The 22,072-nt window shown below is 65.6% G+C and carries 21 protein-coding genes; 10 read left to right on the top strand and 11 right to left on the bottom strand.

Features of this window, described 5'->3' with window-relative positions:
- A complete protein-coding gene (locus ACPYIS_RS13970) occupies positions 1-1,554 on the bottom strand; it encodes a CHAD domain-containing protein (protein WP_424858861.1) in 1,554 nt (517 codons plus the stop codon).
- Positions 1,555-1,582: 28 nt separating this feature from the next.
- On the opposite strand from ACPYIS_RS13970, the gene argB reads away from it, so the two are divergent.
- From argB to ACPYIS_RS13925, 9 genes are all read left to right on the top strand, one after another.
- Positions 1,583-2,485 carry an acetylglutamate kinase gene (gene argB / locus ACPYIS_RS13965; RefSeq protein WP_299019505.1) on the top strand — a complete coding sequence of 301 codons (903 nt, stop codon included), beginning with the start codon at positions 1,583-1,585 and terminating at the stop codon, positions 2,483-2,485.
- 127 nt (positions 2,486-2,612) lie between these two features.
- Positions 2,613-3,293 (top strand): TetR/AcrR family transcriptional regulator, encoded by a 681-nt coding sequence (locus ACPYIS_RS13960; RefSeq protein WP_299019507.1) that lies wholly within the window; start codon positions 2,613-2,615, stop codon positions 3,291-3,293.
- A 53-nt stretch (positions 3,294-3,346) separates the two neighbouring features.
- Entirely contained in the window at positions 3,347-5,155 is a 1,809-nt protein-coding gene (locus tag ACPYIS_RS13955; protein WP_424858862.1) for an acyl-CoA dehydrogenase C-terminal domain-containing protein, read from the top strand.
- 32 nt (positions 5,156-5,187) lie between these two features.
- A complete protein-coding gene (locus tag ACPYIS_RS13950) occupies positions 5,188-5,625 on the top strand; it encodes a DUF2147 domain-containing protein (RefSeq protein WP_424858863.1) in 438 nt (145 codons plus the stop codon).
- Positions 5,626-5,660: 35 nt separating this feature from the next.
- Positions 5,661-8,072 (top strand): 3-hydroxyacyl-CoA dehydrogenase NAD-binding domain-containing protein, encoded by a 2,412-nt coding sequence (locus ACPYIS_RS13945; protein WP_424858864.1) that lies wholly within the window; start codon positions 5,661-5,663, stop codon positions 8,070-8,072.
- Positions 8,073-8,094: 22 nt separating this feature from the next.
- Positions 8,095-9,330 (top strand): acetyl-CoA C-acyltransferase, encoded by a 1,236-nt coding sequence (locus tag ACPYIS_RS13940; protein ID WP_424858865.1) that lies wholly within the window; start codon positions 8,095-8,097, stop codon positions 9,328-9,330.
- A gap of 11 nt (positions 9,331-9,341) precedes the next feature.
- Positions 9,342-10,106: an enoyl-CoA hydratase gene (locus tag ACPYIS_RS13935; RefSeq protein ID WP_424858866.1), complete on the top strand. Its 765-nt coding sequence runs from the start codon at positions 9,342-9,344 to the stop codon at positions 10,104-10,106.
- Between the two features lie 37 nt (positions 10,107-10,143).
- Positions 10,144-10,635 (top strand): thioesterase family protein, encoded by a 492-nt coding sequence (locus ACPYIS_RS13930; RefSeq protein WP_424858867.1) that lies wholly within the window; start codon positions 10,144-10,146, stop codon positions 10,633-10,635.
- Between the two features lie 9 nt (positions 10,636-10,644).
- Entirely contained in the window at positions 10,645-11,409 is a 765-nt protein-coding gene (locus ACPYIS_RS13925) for a glycosyltransferase family 25 protein (protein ID WP_424894493.1), read from the top strand.
- 62 nt (positions 11,410-11,471) lie between these two features.
- Here ACPYIS_RS13925 and ACPYIS_RS13920 read toward each other — a convergent pair whose 3' ends face one another.
- Genes ACPYIS_RS13920 through ACPYIS_RS13905 form a run of 4 tightly spaced genes read right to left on the bottom strand, consistent with a single transcriptional unit; the run spans position 11,472 to position 15,085 of the window.
- Positions 11,472-12,599 carry a glycosyltransferase family 4 protein gene (locus ACPYIS_RS13920; RefSeq protein ID WP_424858869.1) on the bottom strand — a complete coding sequence of 376 codons (1,128 nt, stop codon included), beginning with the start codon at positions 12,597-12,599 and terminating at the stop codon, positions 11,472-11,474.
- Positions 12,596-13,912 carry an O-antigen ligase family protein gene (locus ACPYIS_RS13915; RefSeq protein WP_424894494.1) on the bottom strand — a complete coding sequence of 439 codons (1,317 nt, stop codon included), beginning with the start codon at positions 13,910-13,912 and terminating at the stop codon, positions 12,596-12,598. The genes ACPYIS_RS13920 and ACPYIS_RS13915 overlap by 4 nt, the downstream gene beginning before the upstream one ends.
- Before the next feature lie 10 nt (positions 13,913-13,922).
- Positions 13,923-14,153: a zinc-finger domain-containing protein gene (locus ACPYIS_RS13910; protein ID WP_424894495.1), complete on the bottom strand. Its 231-nt coding sequence runs from the start codon at positions 14,151-14,153 to the stop codon at positions 13,923-13,925.
- Positions 14,150-15,085: a branched-chain amino acid transaminase gene (locus ACPYIS_RS13905; RefSeq protein WP_299021911.1), complete on the bottom strand. Its 936-nt coding sequence runs from the start codon at positions 15,083-15,085 to the stop codon at positions 14,150-14,152. The genes ACPYIS_RS13910 and ACPYIS_RS13905 overlap by 4 nt, the downstream gene beginning before the upstream one ends.
- Before the next feature lie 270 nt (positions 15,086-15,355).
- Between ACPYIS_RS13905 and ACPYIS_RS13900 the strand changes: the two genes are divergently transcribed.
- Positions 15,356-16,132: a hypothetical protein gene (locus tag ACPYIS_RS13900; protein WP_424894496.1), complete on the top strand. Its 777-nt coding sequence runs from the start codon at positions 15,356-15,358 to the stop codon at positions 16,130-16,132.
- 12 nt (positions 16,133-16,144) lie between these two features.
- On the opposite strand, the gene ACPYIS_RS13895 is transcribed toward ACPYIS_RS13900, so the two are convergent.
- The 6 genes from ACPYIS_RS13895 to ACPYIS_RS13870 are packed head-to-tail and all read right to left on the bottom strand — an operon-like array spanning position 16,145 to position 21,878.
- Positions 16,145-17,281, bottom strand: a complete 1,137-nt coding sequence (locus ACPYIS_RS13895) for a protein-glutamate methylesterase/protein-glutamine glutaminase (RefSeq protein ID WP_424858873.1) — start codon at positions 17,279-17,281, stop codon at positions 16,145-16,147.
- Positions 17,282-17,298: 17 nt separating this feature from the next.
- Positions 17,299-17,934, bottom strand: coding sequence for a chemoreceptor glutamine deamidase CheD (gene cheD / locus ACPYIS_RS13890; protein WP_424894497.1), 636 nt, complete (start codon positions 17,932-17,934; stop codon positions 17,299-17,301).
- Complete coding sequence (locus tag ACPYIS_RS13885; protein WP_424895243.1) at positions 17,931-18,770, bottom strand: CheR family methyltransferase; 840 nt, start codon at positions 18,768-18,770, stop codon at positions 17,931-17,933. Before ACPYIS_RS13885 ends, cheD begins: the two co-directional genes overlap by 4 nt.
- Positions 18,771-18,795: 25 nt before the next feature.
- Positions 18,796-21,090, bottom strand: a complete 2,295-nt coding sequence (locus ACPYIS_RS13880; protein ID WP_424894498.1) for a chemotaxis protein CheW — start codon at positions 21,088-21,090, stop codon at positions 18,796-18,798.
- 41 nt (positions 21,091-21,131) lie between these two features.
- Positions 21,132-21,494 (bottom strand): response regulator, encoded by a 363-nt coding sequence (locus tag ACPYIS_RS13875; RefSeq protein WP_299020467.1) that lies wholly within the window; start codon positions 21,492-21,494, stop codon positions 21,132-21,134.
- 27 nt (positions 21,495-21,521) lie between these two features.
- A complete protein-coding gene (locus tag ACPYIS_RS13870; RefSeq protein WP_299020474.1) occupies positions 21,522-21,878 on the bottom strand; it encodes a hypothetical protein in 357 nt (118 codons plus the stop codon).
- Positions 21,879-22,072 lie beyond the last annotated feature (194 nt).

Raw genomic sequence — 22,072 nt, 5'->3', positions numbered from 1 at the left:
TCAGGCAGCGATTTCTGCGCGTTGACCGGCCACGGCCGCCCCGCGCAGGAACGCGGCCAGTGCCCTCGACGGCGGGGCGGCGCGTGGCCCCTCGAGCAGTTGCGCCGCGCGCAGCAGGTCGCGCCAGCGGCCGATGCGGGTTTGCCAGCCGCGGGCGTCGCGCTGCCAGCGCTGCAGGCGCCGCGCGGCGCGCCCGGGCAGGGTGGGCGACAACGCTTCCGAGCCGTAGCGCAGTCGTTTGGCCAGCAGGCGCGCCTCGTGCAGGGCCTCGGCAGCGCCGGGCTGGGCAGGGTCTGCGGTGCGCAGGTGGCGCTGCAGCCGCGCGTGCCAGCGCGCCAAGCGCTCGATACCCCAGTCGGGGTCGGCGTCCACCTGCGCCGGCAGCTGCTGCAGCCAGGCGGCGCACGCCACCAGCGCGGCAGTGATGGCGGGGTCGCCCAGCTGCGCGCGCAGGGCGCGCCGGGCTTGGTGCGCGCCGCGCGCCAGCTGCTGCTGGGCGCGCTCCACGGCGCGCACGCGCTCGGGGTGGGCGGACTCGTCTTCGACATACAGCGGCCCCCACTCGGCCAGGGTTTCGGTGCGCGCGACGTCCAGATCGCGCACCGTACCCAGGGTGTCTAGCAGGGGGCGCAGCGCTTGCATCGCGGGCGGGGGAGGCAGCCACGGGCGCAGCAGCCGCAACAGGCTGCGCCAGCGCCGCCAACCGACACGGGCCTGATGGATGGCCTCTGGCGCGTCGCTGCGGGCGGCCAACGCGAGGTTGTCGCACAACTGCCCCAGCGCGTCGCCCAGAGCGGCGCGGGCCACGCAAGCGGGGTCCGCCGCGCGCGGCAAGTCGAGCGCGCGGGCGGTGATGGGGGCGTCGTGGGTACCATCGGCCAGGCGTTGCGCCTGCTCGGCCTTGCTGATGCGCGCGGGCAACAGCGGCAGGTGCTGAGCCAGCGCCTCGGCCATGGCGATCAGTGCATCGGCGTCACCCCGCAGGAGCTCCAGCTCGAGCTCCAGCAGCGGCGCGCGTCGTCCAGCCGCGCGGATGTCGCCGGCATCGAGCGCGACCTCGACCACACTGCCGTCGCGGCTACGCACGACCCAGGTGGTGCGCACGCAGCGGGTCTCGTGCACGGGTTGCAGTGCCCGCACCTGTGTGTCGAATGCCGGATCCTGCGCCAGCGGTGTCGAGCGTAACGCGGCCTCATCCAGCGCGGGTCGCCGCAGCGGGGCCGTCCACTCCCCGCGCACACTCAAAGCGCCGTGGCCGCTGCCGGCGGTTTTGAGGGTCTGCTCGTAGGTGCGCACCGGGCGAGCGGCTTCAGACGGCACGCCCGCCGCGCCAGGCAGCGGCTCGATGGCGCGGATGCGCAGCGCACAGCGCTGCTGGCGCAGCCAGCCGTCGGGCGTGTCGTAGTAACGGTTGATCAGGCGCTGTTGCTGGCGCTTGCGCCGGCGCAGCAGCGGATGCTGGCTTAGCCGCTGCAGGGCCTGTTCGGCGCGCCAGCCCGCAAGCGCAAACTTGAGCTCGATTTCTTGCGGCACAATGCCCTCCGATGCTGACATTTGTTCGATCGTAGCCGCATTAGCCACCATGAACCAACCTCCCCGCGATCTTTCGCACGTGGCCCCCGCCGACCGGGCCGAAATCCTGAGCCAAGCGCTGCCCTACATCCGGCGTTACCACGGCAAGACGATGGTCATCAAGTACGGCGGCAATGCGATGACGGATCCGCTCTTGCAGGCCGCGTTTGCCGAGGATGTGGTGCTGCTCAAACTGGTGGGCATCAACCCCGTCGTGGTGCACGGCGGAGGGCCGCAGATCGAGGGGCTGCTCAAGCGCCTGGGCAAGCAGGGTCAGTTCATCCAGGGCATGCGCGTGACCGACGCCGAGACGATGGAGGTCGTCGAGTGGGTGCTGGCCGGCGAGGTGCAGCAAGACATCGTCGGCCTCATCAACCGCGCGGGCGGCAAGGCGGTGGGCCTGACCGGGCGCGACGGCGCCATGATTCGCGCGCGCAAGCTGCGCATGGTCGATGTCAACGATCCGAGCGTGGAGCACGACGTTGGCCAGGTGGGCGACATTGTTTCCATCGATCCCTCGGTCGTGCGCGCGTTGCAGGAGGATCAGTTCATCCCGGTGGTCAGTCCGATTGGTTTTGGCGAGCACAACGAGAGCTACAACATCAACGCCGACGTGGTGGCGGCCAAGCTGGCCACCGTGCTGCAGGCCGAAAAGCTGTTGATGTTGACCAACATCCGCGGCGTGCTGGACAAAGACGGCCAGCTGTTGACCGAGCTCACGCCGCGGCGCATCGACGAGCTGGTGACGGATGGCACCATCAGCGGTGGCATGATCCCGAAGATTGCCGGTGCACTGGATGCCGCCAAGAGTGGCGTCAAGGCGGTGCACATTATCGACGGGCGTGTGCCGCATGCGCTACTGCTCGAGGTGCTTGGTGACCAGCCGTTTGGCACCATGATCCGCTCGCACTGAAGTGGCGCGCCGTGCGCGGTCGGTGTCCCCAAGGCAGCTGCCCAGCACCGGTCGCAAAAATTTCGGTTGACAACCCACGAGTGGCCTCTAAAATAGAACGATCGTTCGTTTTATTTTAGAGGGCCGCATGACCGCAGACGTTCGCCCGTCGAGCAGCGCCACCGTCGCGACACCCGCGCGCCGCGCTCGCAGCGCCAGCCAGCCCCGGCTGTCCAAGGCCGCCCAAAAAGGCCAGCAGACCAAGGCTGCCATCATCGATGCCGCGCTGTCGCTGGCGTCGCAAGTGGGGCTGGAGGGTTTGAGCATCGGCGCCATCGCCGAGGTCATGGGCATGAGCAAGTCCGGCGTCTTTGCGCACTTTGGCTCGCGCGAAGAGCTGCAGATTTCGGTGGTGCGCGAATACCACGAGCGCTTCGAGCGCGACGTCTTTCGTCCGGCGCTGGAGCAGCCCCGCGGGCTGCCGCGGCTGCGCGCGCTGTTCGACAACTGGATGCGCCAGACCTCGCTGGAGATCGACTCCGGCTGCATCTATATCAGCGGCGCGGTCGAGTTCGACGACCGCCCTGGCCCCGTGCGCGACGCGTTGGTGGAGACGGTCACGACTTGGCAGGCCGCGCTGCGCCGCGCGATTCGGCTCGCTATCGACGAAGGCCACCTGCGTACCGACGCCGACCCGGCGCAGATCGCTTTCGAGATCCACGGCCTGATCCTGGCGCTGCACTACGAAGCCCGCTTCCTGCGTACGGCCGAGGGCCTGCAGCGCGCCCGCACCGGTTTCGACAACATCCTGGCGCGCTACCTCGCGTAAGCGCCGGGGCTTCTTTCAACCCCTGTCTGCCCGTTTTCGGAAGGAGACTCCCCATGCCCCAGTACACCCCGCCCCTGCGCGACATGCAATTCGTGCTGCACGAAGTGCTGCGTGTCGTCGATGAACTCAAGGTCTGCCCGCCGCACGCCGAGGTGGATGCCGACACCATCAATGCCGTGCTGGAGGAGGGCGGCAAGTTTGCCGCCGAGGTGGCCTTCCCCATCAACATCAGCGGGGACGCCGAGGGCTGCCGGCTGGACAAGGCCACGCACACCGTGACCACGCCCAGCGGCTTCAAAGAGGCGTATGCGCAGTACGTGGCCGGTGGCTGGCCGGCGCTGAGCTGCGATCCGCAGTACGGCGGCCAGGGCCTGCCGTTCGTGGTCAACCAGGCGTTCTACGAGATGCTCAACAGCGCCAACCAAGCCTGGACGATGTATCCCGGCTTGAGCCACGGCGCCTATGAATGCCTACACGCGCACGGTACCGAGGAGCAAAAGCGTCTGTACCTGCCCAAGCTCACCTCGGGTGAGTGGACCGGGACCATGTGCCTGACCGAGCCGCACTGCGGCACCGATTTGGGCCTGTTGCGCACCAAGGCCGAACCCCAGCCCGACGGCACGTATAAGCTGACCGGGCAGAAGATCTTCATCTCGGCCGGTGAGCACGATCTGGCGGAAAACATCGTGCACCTGGTGCTGGCGCGCCTGCCCGATGCCCCCGCGGGTACCAAGGGCATCAGCCTGTTCGTGGTGCCGAAGTTCAAGGTCAACGCCGACGGCAGCTTGGGCGAGCGCAACGCCATCTACTGTGGCGGCATCGAGCACAAGATGGGCATCCACGGCAACGCTACGTGCCAGATGATTCTGGATGGCGCCGTGGGCACGCTGGTGGGCCAGCCGAACAAGGGGCTGCAGGCGATGTTCGTGATGATGAACGCCGCGCGCCTGGGCGTGGGCAACCAGTCGGTGGGCCTGACCGAGGTGGCGTTCCAAAACGCACTGGCGTATGCCAAGGACCGCATCCAGATGCGCGCGCTCTCCGGCCCCAAGGCCAAGGACAAGCCCGCCGACCCCATCATCGTGCACCCGGACGTGCGCCGCATGCTGCTGACCGCCAAGGCCTACGCCGAGGGCGGCCGTGCACTGCTGATCTACTGTGCGCTGCTGCTGGACAAGGAGCTGCACCACCCCGATGAACAGGTGCGCAAGGACAGCGCCGAGCTGCTGGCGCTGCTGACCCCGATCGCCAAGGCATTCCTGACCGACAACGGCTTCATCGCGGTCAACGAGTGCCTGCAGGTCTTCGGCGGCCACGGTTACATCAAAGAATGGGGCATGGAGCAGTTCGTGCGCGATGCCCGCATCAACATGATCTACGAGGGTACCAACACCATTCAGTCGCTCGACTTGCTGGGGCGCAAGGTGCTGGCCAACAACGGCGCCACGCTCAAGAAGTTCGGCAAGCTGGTGCAGGCGCTCATCGAGGAAGAGGGCGTCAACGAGAAGATGAGCGAATTCATCAACCCGCTGGCGCAGCTGGCTGAGCAGATGACCAAGTTCACCACCGAAATGGGCTTCAAGGCGCTGCAAAACCCCGACGAGGCGGGTGCTGCGGCCGTGCCGTACCTGCGCGTGGCGGGGCATCTGGTGTTTGCCTACTTCTTCGCGCGCATGGCGTCGGCGGCGCTCAAGGCGATCGCGGCGGGCAGCACCGACCCCTTCTACCAGGGCAAACTGCAAACGGCGCGCTTTTACTTCACGCGCCTCTTCCCGGAGACGGCGACGCTCACGCGCCAGGCGCGCGCGGGCGTGGCGTCGCTGATGAACACCGACGCCGCCCTGGGTGTCGAGGGTATTTGAACGGCATTTTTCACTCACAGAGGAGACGATCGATGAACATCCGTACCACCTTCGTCACTGTCTTGTCGGCCCTGGTGCTGCCCGCCTGGGCGCAAATGACCCCGGTGGGCCGTTGGCACACCATCGACGACCAGACCAAGGAGCTCAAGAGCGAGGTCGTGATCACCGAGAAAGACGGTGTCCTGACCGGTCGTATCGAAAAGCTGCTGCGCAAGGGGGCGGACCCCAACCGGCGCTGCACCGCCTGCACCGATGACCGCAAAGACCAGCCCATGGTGGGGTTGGAGATCATCCGCGGCGTGCGCAAGGTCGAGGGCAAGGACGTCTGGGAAGGCGGCACCATCCTCGATCCCGAATCCGGCAAGACCTACAACGTGCGCCTGACGCCCGTCGAGGGCGGGGCCAAGCTGGAGGTGCGCGGCTCGGTGCTGTTCATCGGTCGTACCCAAACCTGGGTGCGCGCGCAGTGACGCGCCGCGCCCGCTGACCGCGAGGAACCCTATCCATGTCTCGATTCCAAGTTCGCCGCGTGGCCGTGCTGGGCGCGGGCGTCATGGGCGCGCAAATCGCCGCCCATCTCGTCAACGTGCGCGTGCCCGTGATTCTGTTCGACCTGCCCAAGGACGGTGCCGACAAGAGCGCCATCGCCCGTCAGGCCATCGCCAACCTGAAAAAGCTCAAACCCAGCCCGTTGGGCGTGGCCGACGAGGCCGACCTGATCGAGCCCGCCAACTATGACGAACACATCGGGCGGCTGGGCGAGTGTGACCTCGTGATCGAGGCGATCGCCGAGCGCATGGACTGGAAACACCAGCTCTACGCGCGCATCGCCCCGCACCTGGCGCCGCACGCCATTTTGGCCACCAACACCTCGGGCCTGTCCATTGGCCAGCTCGCCGAGCCGCTGCCCGAGGCGCTGCGCCCGCGTTTTTGCGGCATCCACTTCTTCAACCCCCCGCGCTACATGCCGCTGGTGGAGTTGATCGCCACCGCGCAAACGCGCGCCGACGTGCTGGATGCGCTGGAGGGGTTTGTCACCACCACGCTGGGCAAGAACGTGGTGCGCGCCAAAGATACGCCCAACTTCGTGGCCAACCGCATCGGTATCGCGGGCATGCTCTCCACCATGCGCGAAGCCGAGCGCTACGGGCTGACGTTCGACATCGTCGATGACCTCACCGGCAAGCGGCTCGGGCGCGCCTCCAGCGGCACCTTCCGCACCGCCGACGTGGTGGGGCTGGACACGCTGGCGCACGTCATCCGCACGATGCAAACCCAGCTCAACCCCGAGACCGACCCGTTCTACGACACCTTTGCCACCCCGGCGGTGCTGCAGGCACTGCTCGACAAAGGCCACCTGGGCCAAAAGACCAAGGCGGGCTTTTACAAAAAGGCGGGGCGTGATGTGCTGCGCTTCGACCTGGCCAAGGGCGATTACGTGCCCGCGGGCGCCAAGGCCGACGAGGTGTACGGCCGTATGCTCAAAAAACCCGCGGCCGAACGGCTGAAGCTGCTGCGCCACGCCGAGGGGCCGCAGGGGCAGTTCCTGTGGGCCATCCTGCGCAACGGTTTTCACTACGCCGCGGTGCACTTGCAAACCATCGCCGAGACCGCGCGTGACGTGGACCAGGCCATGCGCTGGGGCTTTGGCATGAGCCAGGGGCCGTTCGAACTTTGGCAAGAGGCGGGCTGGCTGGACGTGGCACGCATGGTGCAGGAAGATATCGACGCTGGGCGCGCACTGTGCCGCACGCCGCTGCCGGAGTGGGTGTTCCACGGTCCGGTGGCCGAGCGCGGTGGGGTGCACCAGCCCGAAGGTTCGTGGAACCCGGCCACCGGTCGGTTCGAGCCGCCGCGCACGCTGCCGGTGCACGCGCGCCAGCTCTACCGCGAGCGCGTGTTCGGTGAGACCGGCCCCGACTGGCGCACCGATGGCACCACGGTGTATGAGGACGACGCGATCCGCCTGTGGACGCTGGCGCGTCCCGGACTGGACGATGTGCTAATCGCCAGCCTCAAGACCAAAATGCACGCCATCAGCCCGGCGGTGGTGGAGGGGCTGGACCGCGCGGTGGATGAGGCCGAGGCGCGCTTTGGCGGCCTGGTCGTGTGGTCGGGCGACGAGCCGTTTTCGGTGGGTGCCGACCTGCAGGCCACGCTGCCCGCGTTTGCGGCCATGGGCGTGCAGGCCATCGAGTCGGTGGAGTCGGAGATGCAGCGCGTTATGCTGCGCCTGCGCTACGCGCTGGTGCCGACCGTGGCTGCGGTGCGCGGCATGGCGCTGGGTGGCGGCTGCGAGCTGGCGGTGCACTGTGCCCGCCGTGTCGCGCACATGGAGAGCTACATCGGCTTGGTGGAAGTGGGTGTGGGCCTCATTCCCGGCGCGGGCGGGCTGACCTATATCGCCCGCCGCGCCGCGGAAAACGCGCGTCTGTCGACCGGCACCGACTTGCTGCCCTTCTTGACCGAAGGCTTCAAGGCTGCGGCGATGGCCACCGTGGGCACGAGCGCGTTGGAGAGCCGAAAGCTGGGCTACCTGCTGGACAGCGACCTGATCGTGCCGCACCGCGACGAGCTGCTGTTCGTGGCGCTGCGCACCGCGCAGGCCATGGCCGAGGCCGGCTACCGCCCGCCGCTCAAGCGGCTCTTCCCCGTCGCCGGGCGTTCGGGCAAGGCCACCATCCTGGGGTCGCTGGTCAACATGCGCGACGGTGGCTTCATGACCGCGTACGACTTCGAGATCGCCAGCCGCATCGCCCACGTCGTCACCGGCGGTGACGTCGAGCCGGGCACCCTGGTCAGCGAAGAGTACTTGATGAAGCTCGAGCGCGAGGCCTTCTGCGCCCTGATCACCCAGCCCAAGACCCAGGAACGCATCATGGCGCTGCTCAATACCGGCAAGCCGCTGCGCAACTGACCCCGATGCGGAGATACCCGACATGAAACACCTTCGAGACGCCTATATCGTCGCGGCCACCCGCACGCCGATCGGCAAATCCCACAAGGGCTACTTTCGCCACACCCGGCCCGACGACCTGCTGGCCCACGTGCTGCGCGCTGCCGTCGCCCAAGTGCCGGGCCTCGACCCCGCTGCCATCGAAGACGTGATCTGCGGTTGCGCGATTCCTGAGGCCCAGCAGGGCCTCAACGTCGCGCGCGTGGGCGCCGTGCTGGCCGGTCTGCCCAAGAGCGTGGGTGGCATCACCGTCAACCGCTTTTGCGCATCGGGCCTGTCGGCCGTGCAGATGGCCGCCGACCGCATCCGCGTCGGCGAGGCCGACGTCATGATCGCCGCCGGCGTGGAGAGCATGAGCATGGTGCCCATGATGGGCAACACGCCCAGCCTGTCGCCCAGCATCTTTGCCAACCTGGACAATGTCGAGGACTACGGCATCGCCTACGGCATGGGTCTGACGGCAGAGAAGGTCGCGCAGCAATGGAAGGTCAGCCGTGAGGCGCAAGATGCGTTTGCGCTGCAGTCGCACCAGCGCGCCATCCGCGCCCAGCAGGCTGGCGAATTTGCCGACGAAATCACGCCCGTGGACGTGGTCGAGCGCACGCTCGACCTCGACAGTGGTGAGGTTCGTACCCGCACGCGCACCGTCACGCTGGACGAAGGCCCGCGGGCCGACACCAACCTGGAGGCGCTGGGCAAACTCAAGCCCGTGTTCGCCACCCCCCGCCGGGCGGATCTCACCCCCACCGGGTTGGGCACTGTGACCGCGGGCAACAGCTCGCAGACGTCCGACGGGGCCGGCGCGCTCATCCTCGCCAGTGAGGAGGCGGTCAAACGATTCGGCCTGCAGCCGTTGGCGCGGTTCGTCGGCTATGCCGCGCGCGGCGTGCCGCCGCACATCATGGGCATTGGTCCCATCGAGGCCATCCCCGCCGCGCTGCGCGCCGCGGGCCTGAAGCAGGACGACCTCGACTGGATCGAACTCAACGAAGCGTTTGCCGCGCAGTCGCTGGCGGTCATGAACCAACTGGGGCTCGACCCCGGCAAGGTCAACCCCATGGGCGGCGCCATCGCGCTGGGGCACCCGCTGGGCGCCACCGGTGCCATCCGCTCCGCCACCGTCGTGCACGCCCTGCGCCGCCACCAGCTGCGCTACGGCATGGTCACCATGTGCGTGGGCATGGGGCAGGGCGCCGCCGGCATCTTTGAGCGGGTATGATGGAGCACGCCATGTCCGATATCCTGCAACACCGCGAAGCGGGCGTGCTCACGCTCACGCTCAACCGCCCGGCGCGCAAAAACTCGCTGACCAGCGCCATGTACGCCACGCTGGCCGATGCGCTGGCCACGGCCGTCGACGACTCGGCCGTGCGTGCCGTGGTCATCCAGGGCAGCGAATCGATGTTTTGCGCGGGCAACGACATCGAGGAGTTTTTGAACCAGCCCCCGATGGGGGCGGACAGCCCCGTGCTGCGCTTTTTGCGTGCCATCGCCACGTTCCCGAAGCCGCTGCTGGCCTCCGTGTGCGGACCGGCGGTGGGCATCGGCACCACGATGCTGTTCCACTGCGACTTGGTATACGCGGGCGACAACGCGGCGTTTTCTATGCCGTTCGTCAACCTGGGGCTGTGCGTGGAAGGCGCCGCGAGCCTGCTGGCACCTGCCATGATGGGCTACCACCGCGCGGCCGAGGCGCTGCTGCTGGGTGAACCGATCTATGCCGAAGCCGCGCTGGAAGTCGGCCTGGTCAACAAAGTGCTGCCGCCCACCGAGGCCAACGCTTACACGCAAGGGGTGGCCCGTAAACTCGCTGCCAAACCCCTGGCGTCGCTGATGGAGACGAAGCGCCTCATGAAGGGCGCGCAGCAAAACGCCGTGGTGCAGTGCATCCACGACGAGGCCACTGTGTTTGCGCAACTCTTGCGCGGCCCCGCCGCCAAAGAAGCGTTCCAGGCGTTCCTCGAAAAGCGCACGCCCGACTTCAGCCGGGTGTAGTGCCATCCTTTTACTCGACGACTCGCGTGCGCCAACCATGAGCCGCTCCGCTGCCGCTGCGTCCCCGATGCCGCCGTTCGAAGCCGAGTTCATCGACGGCGTGCGCGAGATTTTCGAACAAAAGATCGTCTTCAACCGCGTCTTGGGCCTACGCATCGATGCCATCGAGCCCCAGCGCGTGACCGCCCACATCGACATGCGCCCGGATCTGGTGGGGCACTTTGCCTACCATCGCATCCACGGCGGCGTCATCAGCGCGAGTCTGGACGCGATGGGCGGCCTGGCCGTGATGGCGGCCATCGGCGCGCGCCACATGGATGAACCCGTGCCGCAGCGGCTGCAGCGTTTTGCGAAACTCGGCACCATCGACTTGCGCGTCGACTATCTGCGCCCCGGTATCGGCGAGGGGTTCCGGTTGGAAGCGGAGGTGCTGCGCCTGGGCTCGCGCGTGGCCTCTACGCGCATGGCCTTCCTCGCCCTCGACGGCAAGCTGCTGGCGACGGGGGCGGGGGTGTATATCGTGTCGTGATGGATGCCCATGGGGCAGCGTTCGACTGTGTGGCCGCTGGTTTACATCAACCTGGACCGTGACGTCCAACGGCGCGAGCGCATGGAGGCGCTGCTGTCGGAGCTGCCTTTTCCCCATACTCGATTGCCTGGCGTGTTGTGGTCGGCGTTGTCACCCCAAGAGCAGGCGCGCCTGTATTCGCCGTCGCTGAATGCGAGACAGTTCTTTCGGCCCTTGGTCGATGGCGAGAAGGGCTGTTATGCCAGTCACTTGCGGGCGTGTGAGCATCTGCTTGCATCGGATTGGCCAGCCATCGTCGTGTTGGAAGACGATGTTGCTCTCGCCGATAGATTTTGCGAGATCATCACTGCGCTGCAAAACCTTGGGAATGAGGGTTGGGACCTGATCAAACTCTATAGCCGTCCCGACGAGCGGCCCCGTGCGCGCCAAGCGCTCACAGGCGACTGGGACTGGATCATTTACCAGCGGGTGCCGAGCATGAGCAACGGCTACGTGCTCAGTCGCGCAGGTGCGCGAAAATTGCTGAATCGACGCATTCCCTTCGCCCGCCCGGTCGATGTGGATGTGCGATATTGGTGGGAGTGCGACCTACGCGTTTATGGCGTCCTGCCCTCGATCGTCACCATGGCCCCTTCCTCCGAAGACAGCAGCATCTGGGTAGGGGGGCGTCCCCATCGGAGGTGGGGTGAGCGTTTACGCCGTTGGAGTCTGCAGGCAGATTATTCGCTGCGCAACGCATGGTATGGCGCCCGTCAATCCTTTCCGGTTTCATGACGTTCTTCCCATTCCGTCTGAAGGATTGTGGTAGCGAGACGTCGAGCTGGTTCAGCCGGCGATTAAAAACGCTGGGTCAAACGCCTGAGAAGCGTGCGGTAGCGTTCGATCATTTGTTGCCGGCCAAACTGCTGGGCTACTTTACGCTGCCCCGACGCCGCGAGCTCGCTAGCCTGATCAGGGTTCCGCGTCAGCCATTCCAGCGCCCGGGCCAGGTCCTCGGGATCGGCATGACGCACCAGGATTCCGGTGCGATTCGGCTCTACCACCTCGCGGATACCCTCCACGTCGGAACCAATGGCGCAGCAGCCGCTGGCCATACCCTCGAGCAACGCCAGTGGTAAGCCTTCATAATGCGAGCTGAGGACGCAATACCGAACTCGACCATACAGTGCCGGCAAATCGTCGGTAGGACCCAAAAGCCGTACCCAGGGTTGAACACCCAGTTCGGCAATCAGCGCCTGCGATCGTTTTTGCCATCGATGGCTACCGCCGCCTGCAAGATAGACGGGAATGGGGTTGCCGTTCTTGACCATTTGATGCACGGCCCGTATCAAAGTGGTGTGATCTTTCTGACGCGAAAACCGTGCGGCCATGACCACGGCATTCTCTCGGTCCTTCCAAGGCAGACCTTGAGTCCAACGGCCAAGGTCGATGCCGTTGTGGATAGTGATACAGCGCTCCGGCGGGTGGCCGAGTCGAACCAGCGCTTCACGAACGGCATCCGAGACGGCAACCAGTGCATCGGTACGCCGTGCCAACCACAGAGACTGTTGGCGCCGCCACCAGCCGTACCGCTCACGCACATTGTGTTCGACATGGACCAAATGGGGAACCCCTGCCAACAAACCAGCATATCGTCCCCAGAGGTGATCACTGAAGCCATGCGCAACCAGGATGTCTGGTTGCCACACCAAGCACAGTTGCCGCAATCGCCAAATAGTCAGAAGATGAGGACGACGGGGCACCAGTTCAACGCGCAGCCCTTGGGCACGCAGTTGCGCGACCCGTGCCGTCGGATCGTTGGCGCGTCGTCGTAGTACCAACAGCGTTTCTTGGTCATCGGCCGTTGCCGCGCACAGGTCGATGGCCACTTGGGTGGCCCCGGAAAATCCCCCAGTGACGAAGTGCAAAACCCGCAGCCGCTTTCGATCCGACTGTGGTTGGGTTGTCGATGGGGAGGCCGTCATACCTGCCGGTGTGACCGGGGAGCTGTTGCGCCCATCCAGAGCAGGTTCATGAACAGGTACATCATATTTCCACTGTTATGGGCGAACAGAACCTGGGTCATGCCGAAACCAAAGAAACCTAGAACGAGCACGGCACCGCAAACGGCAGCCGTGCATAGTTCCCCGCTCTCATGCCCAGTCGATGTGGCGTTTTGGCGTAGTGAGTGAATGTAAATCAACAGCGGAATCCCGAAAAAAAGTGCGAGCGCGCCGACGCCCGCTAGCCCCCCTTTCGCCCACAAATCCAGCCATTCATGGTGAGCATGGCCAAACCGCAGAACGACGGGTGGAGCCTCGCCTAAAATCACACGATATTGCTTTTCGCGGTCGTATCCTGCCTCGCTCCATCCCAGCATCGGCCGATCCCAACCCATATCCCAAGCAAGCTGCCAGTGGGCCAGTCGATGGCCTATCGATGTTTCGCTCACTCCACCCTCGCGGAAAAGGCTCCACTCCAGTGGAATCTGCGCGAGTCTTGCTCCCCATTGTGGTGTGTGGTGGGATATCACTCCTGCCGCGATGAGGCTGGCAATTCCGGCAAAACCCCATAAAAACCACGTCTGCTTATTGAGCGATGGTAATGAACGGCGGCGTGAGCCATCCAGCAACCAGGCCAGCATCAGCAGCACAGGAGCAACGATCCATCCCCCGCGCGTACCCGACGCCAGGGCCGCGTATGCACCCGCCACGATGGCCCCGGCCGCATATAGTTTGGCCACGACACCGCCCGCATGGCGCCACCAGAGCAGGCTCCACACCGTCAGCAGAACGGCAATGTCACCAAACTGAATGGCGTTGGTATAACCAGAGGCGCGCTCCATGCCTTGGACATGGATTTGCCAGGCGGCCGTCAGACCAGCAAACCAGGCGCCGGTCCAGCAGCCCAGCTTCAGCCAGCCGATTGGGGGTGGCTTTCGGCAGACGGCGGTGATGGCGATCAGTGCCAACGCGTATTTGGCGATGCGGCCAAACGCTTCGATGGTGAGCGGCCGCCCCCAATCGATGTCGATGCGCAGCAGCCAAACCAAACCCATCAGCGCCACGGCGATGGAAAACCACCGCCAATGCGACAGCTGCCAACACGTGCGCGCACCACCTGAAAAGAGTGCGACGAAGCCCGCCAGCACGAGCATCAGCGCGCCCCAAGAGTAGCCGCTGGGCAAACCTAGGCTGAAAGCAGGTAGGGCAAACGCCGCGCCGGTCACTAGCCCGGCGACGACGCGCTCATGCCAGTGGCCCGACGGAGGCCGAGCATCTGCCATGAATAGAGGCATAGAGGCGCGCTCAATGCCCGCCCTTGACTACTTCACCCGCCCGCAGTCGATACACCGTGCCGCAATAGGGGCACGTGGCTTCACCGGTTTTGACCACGTCCAGAAATACGCGTGGGTGGCTGTTCCAGAGCTCCATCCCCGCTTTGGGGTGTGGGCAGTGGACGCCGCCGTGGGCATTGAGGTCGGCGGCGCCGAGTTCGACGACCAGGGAGGCGTGTGCGGTGGTGGCTTGCATGGTCATACCAGGGTCAGCCAGTGGGTGTATTTCGGGTTGCGTCCGTTGACGATGTCGAAGAACGCGGTCTGGATTTTTTCGGTGACAGGGCCGCGCATGCCAGCGCCGATGGTGACGCGGTCGAGCTCCCGGATCGGGGTGACTTCGGCAGCGGTGCCGGTGAAGAACGCTTCGTCGGCGATGTAGATCTCGTCGCGCGTGATGCGTTTTTGCACCACTTCCAGCCCCAGATCACGAGCGATGTGCAGCACCGTGTTGCGGGTGATGCCGTTGAGCGCCCCGGCGGAGAGGTCAGGCGTGTAGATCACTCCACCCTTGACGATGAAAATGTTTTCCCCGGCCCCTTCCGAGACGAAGCCGCTGGGATCCAGCAGCAAGGCTTCGTCGTAGCCGTCGTCGGTGGCTTCCATGTTGGCCAGGATCGAGTTGGTGTAGTTGGACACCGTCTTCGCCTGCGTCATGGTGATGTTGACGTGGTGGCGGGTGTAGCTGGAGGTCTTGACGCGGATACCGCGCTTCATGCCTTCCTCCCCCAGATACGCCCCCCAGGCCCAGGCGGCGACCATCAGGTGCACGCGGTTGCCCTTGGGGCTGACGCCCAGCTTCTCCGACCCAATCCAGATCAGCGGGCGAATGTAGCCGCTTTGCAGACCATTGGCGCGTACTACGGTGCGTTGCGCCTCGTTGACCTCGTCCATCGAGTACGGGATGGTCATGCGCAGGATCTTGGCGCTGTTGAACAGACGCTCGGTGTGTTCCTGTAACCGGAAGATCGCGGTGCCCCGCTCGGTGGCATAGGCACGCACGCCCTCGAACGCCCCGCAGCCGTAGTGCAGGGTGTGGGTTAGCACGTGGACCTTGGCGTCGCGCCAGTCCACCAGTTCGCCATCCATCCAGATTTTGCCGTCGCGGTCGTGCAGCGGAAGAGGTGTCGCCATCGAAAGATCCTTTACTGAGAGGCAGACGCGCCGGCGCGGTGCGATGCGCGACCGTCAGACGCGCGGCGGACTGTGACGAGCGTCCATTTTACGTGGGCGGCGGCCTCGGTGACCGGCCGTGGCGACCCGCAAGCCAAGGTGACGGCGCGAGCGGCCCACAAAAGTTTGATCAACGGCACTTTTCACCCTAAAGTTCGGCTCATGCTGGACGATAACGAGGATGAGCGCGGGGCGTGTAGCTCATGCGCGGGGTGTTGTGAGGGACGCACCATGTTGACCATTTCATCGATTGCCGTTGCGCCAGCGCCACAGTCGACGCCGACCGTGCGGGCCCAGCCCGTGACACCGGCGCGGCCGAGCAACGCGGTGGCGCGCGAGAACGCTGCGGGCGGTGCCGTCGCACCGCAGGGCGAGGCCGCGCGTGTCCAGGCGCAAGCGGCCCCGCCCGTGCTGGCACCCGTCACGCCAGCGCAAGAGGGGCAGCGCGCAGACGGGTTTGCCAATGCAGCGGCACCCGAGCGGGCGGGGCTGCCGCCGCCGACAGCCAAAGAGTCCGGGGTGGCTGCCGGGGCAGAGGGCGGCGGTTTGGCCGCCCGTGTCCGTGCAGCGGAGGAGGAGCGTCGCACCCGCGAGGTTGAGGACGCGCAAGCCCAGCGGCGCCTCGATGAACAAGCGCAGCAGCGCGCGGCGCAGGCCGACCCGGCCCGAGCGCAGGGTGCCCGTGGGGGGGGCACCCCCAATCGGGCGGATGGCAAGGCGGATTTTCCGGAGGTGAAGAATCCCGCGCTCGAGCGGCTCGACACCCAGATCAAGGAGCTGTTGCCCAACATGTGGAAGGCCAGCCGCGCGGCGGTCGACATGGTGATTGGCGAGGAGGCTATCAAGGCCGCGCAAGAGCGCGCCCAGCGGCTGGAGGAATTGCAGGCGCGCCTCAATACCCGGCCGCTGGCCAACCTTCCGCCAGACGAAGCGGCCCAGACGTATGGTGAGGCCGCGCAAGGGGAGTCTCGACCGGTCCCTGGTAGCCAGCTCGATCGGCTGGTGTGAAGGGCGTGGTGCTCAGATCCGGTGTCGCACGCCGGCGGCCGCGACGCGCTCCATGATGGCGCGCGCGATTTGTTTGAGCGGCAGCACCTCGTGCACTGCACCCGCCTGGATCGCCATCTTCGGCATACCAAAGACCACGCAGCTCGCCTCGTCTTGCGCGATGTTGTAAGCGCCCGCGTCGCGCATCTCCTTCATCGCTTCCGCGCCGTCGGCGCCCATGCCGGTCAGCATCACACCGATGGCGTTGGGCCCGAGTACCCGCGCGCAAGAGCGAAACAGCACCTCGACCGACGGTTTGTGGCGATTGACGGGCGGGGAGTCGTCCACCACCGCGACGTAGTTGGCCCCGCTGCGGGCGATGGAAAACTGTTTGCCTCCTGGGGCGATGTAGGCGTGACCGGGCAAGATCCGTTCGCCGTCGCGCGCTTCGGCTACCCGGATGCGGCACAAACTGTCCAAGCGGGCCGCAAAGCTGGCGGTAAAGCCCGGCGGCATGTGTTGGGTGATGACCACGGCAGGCGCATCAGGGGGAAATTCCATCAAAATTTCCTTGATGGCCTCGGTGCCGCCGGTCGAGGCCCCGATGCAGATCACCTTCTCGGTGGACAGGCGCACCGCGCTGGGGGCTGTGGCAGGGGCTGGGGCCGCTGGGGGCGAAGAAGCGGTGTGACCCGTGATGCCGCGTAACGCCGGGCTGCTCGAGCCAGTCGGCGTGGGCGCAGGGGCTGCGCTCAGGCGCCGCACGCGCGCACGCGCCGCAATGCGGATTTTCTCGACGATATCGTCGGCGAGCTGCTGCAGGCCGCTGGCCACCCCGATGCGCGGTTTGGCGACGAAGTCCACGGCGCCCAATTCCAGCGCGCGCAACGTTGTCTCGGCCCCCTGCTCGGTCAGCGTCGAGACCATGACCACCGGTGTGGGGCGCAGCCGCATGAGCCGCGACAAAAACTCCAGCCCGTCCATCTTGGGCATTTCGACGTCGAGCGTGATGACATCGGGGTCGCGTTCGCGGATGATTTCGCGCGCCATCAGCGGGTCGCTGGCGGCACCGACGCAGACCATGTCCGGTTGTTTGTTGATGATCTCGGTCAACAGCGACCGCACCAAGGCCGAGTCGTCGACCACCACCACCTTGATTTTGTTCGTCATGCGGGCAAGAAAACGATTCAGAACAGATCCACGGTACCGCCGGCGTTGCTTTGCGCCAGACGGGTTGCGACGCCCTGGCGCTCGTGGGTTTCCAGTGTATCCGGGTGGGCATGGGCCAACCGTTTGACCATCGCCTTGCCCGTCACGGGAAAGAACACCACCTTGCGGGGGTATATATCCATCACGTCTTTGGACACGACGGGGATGCGCTCGGTGGCCAGGTAGTCGAGCACGAACTGGGTGTTGCGTTCGCCCACGTTCATGCTGGTCATGCCGGCGATGACTGCGCCGCCACCGAAGACCTTGGCCTGCATGTATTCGCGGGTCGAGCCGCGCTTGATCAACTCGTTGATCAACAGTTCCATGGCATACGAGCCATAGCGGCCTGAGGTGTCGGCGCCCCCCTCGGGCAGCATGAAATGGTTCATGCCGCCGATGCGCAGTCGCGAGTCCCAGATACACGCGGCAATGCACGAGCCCAGTACCGTCATGATGACGATGTCTTCATCGCTGACGTAGTATTCGCCGGGCAGTACCTTGACAGCGGCGTATTTGAAATGCTGGTCGAAGAAGAAAAAAGAAGCCTCACCCGGTTTGCGCGGGCGCGACTTGAGCTGTTGCACATGGGTGGGGGTGCGCACCGACGCCGTCATAATTTTTCGTAAATGGTTTTGCCGCGCAGGCGGAACAGGTCACGGGCGTCGCTGAAATTTTCGGCATGGCCGACGAACAGCGTTCCGTGCGGTCGCAGCAGACGGTGCAGGCGGCGCAACACTTGCCGTTGGGTATCGTGGTCGAAATAGATCATGACGTTGCGGCAGAAGATCGCATCGAACTCCTCGCGCAGCGGCCATGACTCCTCCACCAGATTGAGCGTGAAGAACTGGACGTGTTTTTGCAGATCTGGCTTGACACGTACCAAGCCTTCGTTGGCGCCCTTGCCCTTGAGAAAGTATTTGCGCCGCTGCTCCGGCGATACCGCGCTCAATTGCTCCAATTTGTAGATGCCGTGCGTGGCCGTCTCCAGCACGCGCGTGTCGATGTCACTGGCCCAGATGCGAAACCGGCCCTGCAGCCCCAATGCATCGGCCATCGTGATGGCGATGGAGTAGGGCTCTTCGCCGGTGGAGGCAGCGCTGCACCAGATCTTCCACTCGTGCGTGGGCGGTGCCTCGCGCACCATGCGCGCCAGCTCGACGAAGTGATGATTCTCCCGAAAAAACGACGTTAGATTGGTGGTCAGCGCGTTGACGAACTCTTGCCACTCCTCGCTGTTCGGGTGCGATTCGAGCCAATCCAAATAGGCGCGAAAGCTCTGGTGGCCCGTCTCGCGCAGCCGACGCAAAATACGGCTGTACACCATGGCCTGCTTGCCCTCGTGCAGGCTGATGCCGGCGTAGCGGTAGATGAGCTGGCGAATGCGCTCGAAATCCGCCACCGTCCATGCGAACTCGCGGGACTGCAGGGTGGCGGAAGCGTCGGCCATCATCGTGGTGTAGGGGCGCAACGCGCCGTTATTGACGCGCCCGGCGCACCAGCGACGACGTGTCCAGGATCAGTGAGACGCTGCCGTCACCCAGGATGGTGGCGCCGGAGACGTTGGGCACCTTGCGGTAGTTGGCTTCGAGGTTTTTGATCACCACCTGCTGTTGGCCCAGCAGTTCGTCGACCATGAGCGCCACCCGCGCGCCATCGGACTCGATGACCACCATGATGCTGTTGGCCGAAGGATCGCTGCCCGCGCGGGGCACCTGGAACAAGCGGTCGAGCTCCACCACCGGCATGTATTCGTCGCGTACCTTGATGAGCTGCGCACTTTGGGCGACGGTGTTGATATCGCTGGCCTGTACCTGGAACGATTCGACCACCGATGACAGTGGCAGGATGTAGACCTCTTTGCCCACGCGCACGGTCATGCCGTCCATGATGGCCAGCGTCAGCGGCAGGCGCACCCGCACGCTCATGCCATAGCCTTCTGCGGAGTCGATCTCCACCGAGCCGCCCAGCGCCGAAATGTTCTTTTTCACGACATCCATCCCGACGCCGCGTCCCGAGACATCGGTGACTACCTCCGCGGTGGAGAAGCCCGGCGCAAAAATGAGCTGCCAGACCTCACTGTCGCTCATGTCGTCCGAGCAGGGGATGCCTTTTTCCCGCGCCTTTTTCAGCAATTTGGCGCGCGACAGGCCGCGGCCGTCGTCGCGCACTTCGATGAGGATCGAACCCCCTTGGTGCGCCGCCGACAGCGTGATCGTGCCCACCTCGGGCTTGCCCTTGGCCAGGCGCTCATGGGGCAGCTCGATGCCATGGTCGCAGCTGTTGCGGATCAGGTGGGTCAGGGGATCGGTGATCTTTTCGATTAGGCCCTTGTCGAGTTCGGTCGCCTCACCGTGCGTGACCAGCTCCACCTTCTTGCCGAGCTTGCTGGCCAGGTCGCGCAGCATGCGTGGGAAGCGGCTGAACACCACCGACATTGGGATCATGCGGATCGACATGACCGATTCCTGCAGGTCACGCGTGTTGCGCTCCAGATCGGCGAGGCCGGCCAGCAGCTGCTGGTGCAGGGTAGCGTCCAGGTCTCGGCTGTACTGCGCCAACATAGCCTGGGTGATGACGAGTTCGCCCACTTGGTTGATGAGCTGGTCGATCTTGCTGACCGACACGCGCAGCGTCGTGGTCTCGAGCTGCGCCGTCGAGGCCTGCCGTGCGGCCTTGGCGGCCGATTCACGCGTGCGCGCTTCCGCGCTCGGCGCGCCGGCGTCGCCCTGAGCGGGGTGTAAATGTGCCTGGGTCTCGGCCTGCACGCTGGCGGCGTGTTCGTCAGGCGTGATGGGGTTGCCCGGTGCGCCAGCGAAGAGGCCGTAGCCATGCACTTCGTCCTTGCCAGGCACTGGCGCGCCGGTCGCTGGATCCGGCTGGGTACCCGCCACGGGGCTGCCGGGGGCGCCAGCGAAAAGTCCGAAGCCCTCCTCGATGACGTCGCGGCTGTGCTCCACGCTGGTCCCGACGGCCGATGCCGTCATCGGCGATGCCGTGGATGCCGCGGGTTCGGGTGCCCCGGTCAGCGGCACCAACGTCACCTGGTCACGCGCAACGTGGAAGGCGAACAGATCCAGCAGCTCGTCATCGGTGCTGCTGGTGTCGATGTCGTAGATGCGGTACGCGCCCTCGTCGCGCTCGGCGGTGATGTGGCCTAGCCCGGCAATGTCACGAAACAAGTCCTTGATGGGGTCTGCCAGGTCGAGCCGAGCCAGTGGCCCGATACGCGCTTGCAGGCGCCGAGGGACGCCAGGCGGAGCGGCAGCCGGCATGCCGCCAGCCCCCATGGGTGCTGGCGCGGCGGTCGCGGGCGGCGGTGGTGGGGGCGGAGGGGGCGGTGGGGGTGGAGCGACGGGGGCAGCGGCCTGCCCGCTGGCCAGCTGGCGGATGCGCGCGACCAAGCCAGAGGTCTCCGGTGGCTCGCCGCCCAAGCCCTGGTGCCGCGCCAGCAGCCCTTTGAGCGCGTCGCTCGACTCCAGCAGTACGTCGACCATGGGCGCGGTCGGCACCAGTTCATGGCGGCGCAGCTTGTCGAGCAGCGACTCCATCTGGTGCGTGAGCTCGGCAACGTCCTCGAAGCCGAAAGTCGCGGCGCCCCCTTTGATCGAGTGCGCGCAGCGGAAGATCGCGTTGAGCGTCTCGTCGTCGACCGTGTCCAGGTCCAGGTTGAGCAGCAGCTGCTCCATCTGCTCCAGGTTCTCGCCCGCTTCTTCAAAGAAGATTTGGTAGAACTGGGTCAGGTCGAAGCCGTCATTCGCGGTGTCTGCCATGGCGGGGCTCTCGGTCGTCTCGGGGCGGGTGGACGTGGGGGTCAGCGGATCACCTTGCGGATGACTTCGATCAGCCGGTTTGGGTCGAACGGCTTGACCAGCCAGCCGGTGGCGCCGGCAGCCCGGCCCGCTTGCTTCATCTGGTCGCTCGACTCCGTGGTCAGGATCAGGATGGGCGTCTGCGCGTATTGGGGATGCTCGCGCAGCTTGCGCGTCAGGCCGATGCCATCGAGCCGCGGCATGTTCTGGTCCGTCAGCACCAGGTCGAACCGCTGTTTCTGTGCTTTCTCGTAGGCGTCGACGCCATCGACGGCCTCCACCACTTGAAAGCCCGCGCCCACCAGGGTGAACGACACCATTTTGCGCATGGAGGCGGAATCATCAACGGCCAGGATCGAGTGCATGGGCGAACCTTGTGGAAGTGAAAATGTTCAAAACAATTCAATGGAGCCGGCATCCATCTCACTTTGGGTGACCGGATTGGGCCGCTGAGGCAGGTGGGTGACCACCATGCCCACTTCGTCCTCTTCGGGCTCCATGACCTGCTCGGCCAGCGTGTATGCGCAGCCGCGCAGCACTTTGCCCGTATGAACCAGCAGTTGCGTGGCCATGTCGTGGAATTGCAGCTCCAGCACGGCGCTGCGCAGCGTTTCGCGCAGCTCTTGCAGCGCGGGCGAATCGTGTGCCGGCTCCAGAGCATCTGCGGCGGCAAGGGCGCGGTTGAAGCGGTCCAACAGGTTGCTGGTCGCGTGATCCAGCAGCCCCTCCAGGCGCTTGAGGTCGTTCATCGCCACCAGCAGCGAATCCTGCAAATCGGCCACCACGGCCAAGCGAACCTCGACGGTGGGTTCATCATCGGCCTCGGCCGGCGCGGGTCGGGGCTCGATCACGGTCACCTCTTCCCGCGGCCAACGGCGGCGCTGGGGTTGAGGGGCGGGGGATGCCGGATCTGCCATGGGAAAGCCCAAAAGGGGATCGGATA

This window comes from Tepidimonas sp. HKU78 (assembly GCF_049860815.1).
GTDB lineage: Bacteria > Pseudomonadota > Gammaproteobacteria > Burkholderiales > Burkholderiaceae_C > Tepidimonas.
This window is presented reverse-complemented; position numbering and strand designations above follow the sequence as displayed.